Annotated in this window: 4 protein-coding genes; all 4 read right to left on the bottom strand. The window is 68.9% G+C overall.

Annotated elements, in window-relative coordinates:
- Nucleotides 1-27 precede the first annotated feature (27 nt).
- A complete protein-coding gene (gene rpmI / locus ABZ749_RS33560; RefSeq protein ID WP_007458415.1) occupies nt 28-222 on the bottom strand; it encodes a 50S ribosomal protein L35 in 195 nt (64 codons plus the stop codon).
- Nucleotides 223-241: 19 nt separating this feature from the next.
- On the bottom strand, nt 242-892 hold the full coding sequence (gene infC, locus ABZ749_RS33555) for a translation initiation factor IF-3 (protein WP_328655039.1): 651 nt from the start codon (nt 890-892) through the stop codon (nt 242-244).
- Between the two features lie 718 nt (nt 893-1,610).
- Nucleotides 1,611-2,084, bottom strand: a complete 474-nt coding sequence (locus tag ABZ749_RS33550) for a PH domain-containing protein (RefSeq protein WP_030488426.1) — start codon at nt 2,082-2,084, stop codon at nt 1,611-1,613.
- Between the two features lie 316 nt (nt 2,085-2,400).
- On the bottom strand, nt 2,401-2,598 hold a 198-nt coding region (gene hisG / locus ABZ749_RS33545; protein ID WP_357235041.1), incomplete at its 5' end, for an ATP phosphoribosyltransferase.

Genomic DNA, 2,598 nt, shown 5'->3' with positions numbered 1-2,598 from the left:
CTCCTAATTACGTAAAGGTGGCGCGCGTCAGCGGCCGAGCAGCTTCTTGATGCGCTTGACGTCGGCCTTGGCCAGCACGACCGTGCCGGTCAGCCGGCGGGTCTGGGTGGAGGGCTTCTTCTCCAGGTTGTGGCGGAGGCCGGCCTGCTGGGCAACGATCTTGCCCTTGCCGGTCACCTTGACCCGCTTACCCATACCCGTGTGGCTCTTCATCTTCGGCATGTGGAACGTCTCTCCCCTGTTACTCGCCGCTGGTGTCGGCGGCGAGGCCGGTGTCACCGGCTGCTGCGGTCTCGCTGACCGCTGCGGTCTCATCGGCTTCCGGAGCGGCGGACTCGTCCGCTGCCCGGTCCCGAGGTCCACCGCGGGACGCCGTAGCGGCGACCGCGGAGGCCTTGACGGCCCGATGCGGAGCGAGAACCATGATCATGTTTCGGCCGTCCTGCTTCGGAGCGGCCTCGACGTATCCCAGTTCCGTGATCTCGGATTCGAGTCGACGCAGAAGCCGGTAACCCAGCTCCGGACGACTCTGCTCGCGACCGCGGAACATGATCGTCACCTTGACCTTGTCGCCCGCCTTGAGGAACCGCACCACGTGACCCTTCTTGGTCTCGTAGTCGTGCGGGTCGATCTTCGGCCGAAGCTTCATTTCCTTGATGACGGTCTGCTGCTGGTTACGCCGCGCTTCGCGCGCCTTGAGTGCGCTCTCGTACTTGAACTTGCCGAAGTCCATGAGCTTGCACACCGGCGGGCGCGCCATCGGCGCAACCTCGACCAGGTCCAGATCGACGTCCGCGGCCAGCTGAAGAGCGCGCTCCAGCGGGACGATGCCCACCTGCTCACCCTCTGGGCCGACCAGTCGGACCTCACGTGCCCGGATCTGCTCGTTCACGCGTGGTTCGACGCTGATGGGGCCTCCTCGAGTCGTTTCTGCTCTGTCGCCGACCGCTGCGGCTCCCGGGAGGGAACCGACCCGAAAAGCAGAAGGCCCCGGCGCATGCCAGGGCCCGCTCGACCGGTCAGCACGATCACAAGGATCGCGCATCCGGCGCCGGGACATGCCCGGAACCGGTGACCGGACCCGGCCACCGTAGCGGCGACTCGGGTGGGAGCAGGCGCTCCGCTTTCAAGGCTGCCTGCTCGCACGCGGAGACAGCCTGGTCGACTCGACAACACTACACCGGCGCCCCGGCGACCCCCAAACCGGGCACGACCTGCGGCGAGTCACGAGCGCGGCCGACCATTGCGCCGCGCCGCCCTGGCGCGCTTGGCGCCGCGCAGCCCTGGCGCGCTTGGCGCCGCTTCAAGATCCGCGCATTTTCCCTGAAACTGCTGCCTCAGGGCGCCGGGAGGCAGCAGTTTCAGGGAAGTTGTCCAGATCTTGGCGAGGTGTGCGCGGCAGGCCTGACCGTTGGTCGGCGACGCGAGGTCGACGGCAGGCGGTTCCAGCCGCAAACCGGCGCGGGCGGTCGGCCGCGAACCGGCAGTGGGCGGTTAGGGCCCAACCGACGGCGGGCGGTTAGGGCGCCAACCGACGGCGGGCGGTTAGGGCGCGAACCGGCTAGTGGGCGGTTAGGGCGCGAACCGGCTAGTGGGCGGTTAGGCCGGGGTCAGCGGCCGACGGCGCGTTCGGCGAGGCGAGCCTGGTGGGCCTCGTGCAGCCGGCGCAGCGCGCGGACCCCGTCGACAGCCAGCTCCTTGTCGGCGGCCTGCAACGCGACCATCGGCAGCAGGTCGTCATCGTGCAGCTCCAGGCTGGCCCACGGCGCGCCCCGGTCGAAGCGGACGCCCCGGACAACCTCCCAGGGCAGCTCGTAGGAGCTGATGACGTTACGGACCCGAATGCTCCGGGCGTCGGCCTCCACCCGGGGACGGGTGAACAGCAGGAAGCCGAGCGCACCGAAGATGCCCAGGCCGATCATGGCGATCTGGTCGCCGCGCTGGAAGCTGCCGTAACCATCGCCGGTCGGGCCACTCAGCGAGGTAGCGACCAGAGCGAACACCACCACCAGAGCGGCCGCCGCCGACCAGCAGACCACCCGGATGCGGCGGGGCTTCAGGCGGACCAGTTCGGTTTCACTCACCCCACCAGTCTGCCATCCGCGCTCGGTCATCGAACGCACCACCCGCCGAGCCACCACCCCGAGCCCAGGACGGCCAGCCACCTCAAGATCGTGCTCGATCCAGGATCCAGTGGCCTCCGTCGAGATCGAGGCCGCTACGTCAATGATCGAGCACGATCTTCCGCGTCCAGCAGCCCCAGCACACCCGTCGCCGCGTCGATCATGGAGTTGTGGTGGTGGACGTAAGGAACGAAGGCGGCTGAAACGGCCACCATAACTCCATGATCGACGCGAGCGGGGTGGCGGGGCCAGCGGGGTGGTGGCGGGGCGAGGGGGGTTAGAGGCGGCAGGCGTGGATGTTGGTGACGAGGATGGCGCGGGCGCCCAGTTCGTACAGCTCGTCCATGATGCGGTGCACGTCGTCGCGGAGCACCATGGCCTGCACCGCCACCCAGCCCTCGCGGTGCAGCGGCGACACTGTGGGCGACTCGATGCCCGGGGTGAGCCCGCTGGCCCGGTCCAGCAGACCGGCCGG

It is taken from the genome of Micromonospora sp. NPDC047753 (assembly GCF_040642735.1).
Taxonomy (GTDB): domain Bacteria; phylum Actinomycetota; class Actinomycetes; order Mycobacteriales; family Micromonosporaceae; genus Micromonospora.
This window is presented reverse-complemented; position numbering and strand designations above follow the sequence as displayed.

What these genes read in the sequence shown, in the direction of transcription:
- rpmI (WP_007458415.1), bottom strand. Translation starts at nt 222, where the DNA reads ATGCCGAAGATGAAGAGCCACACGGGTATGGGTAAGCGGGTCAAGGTG.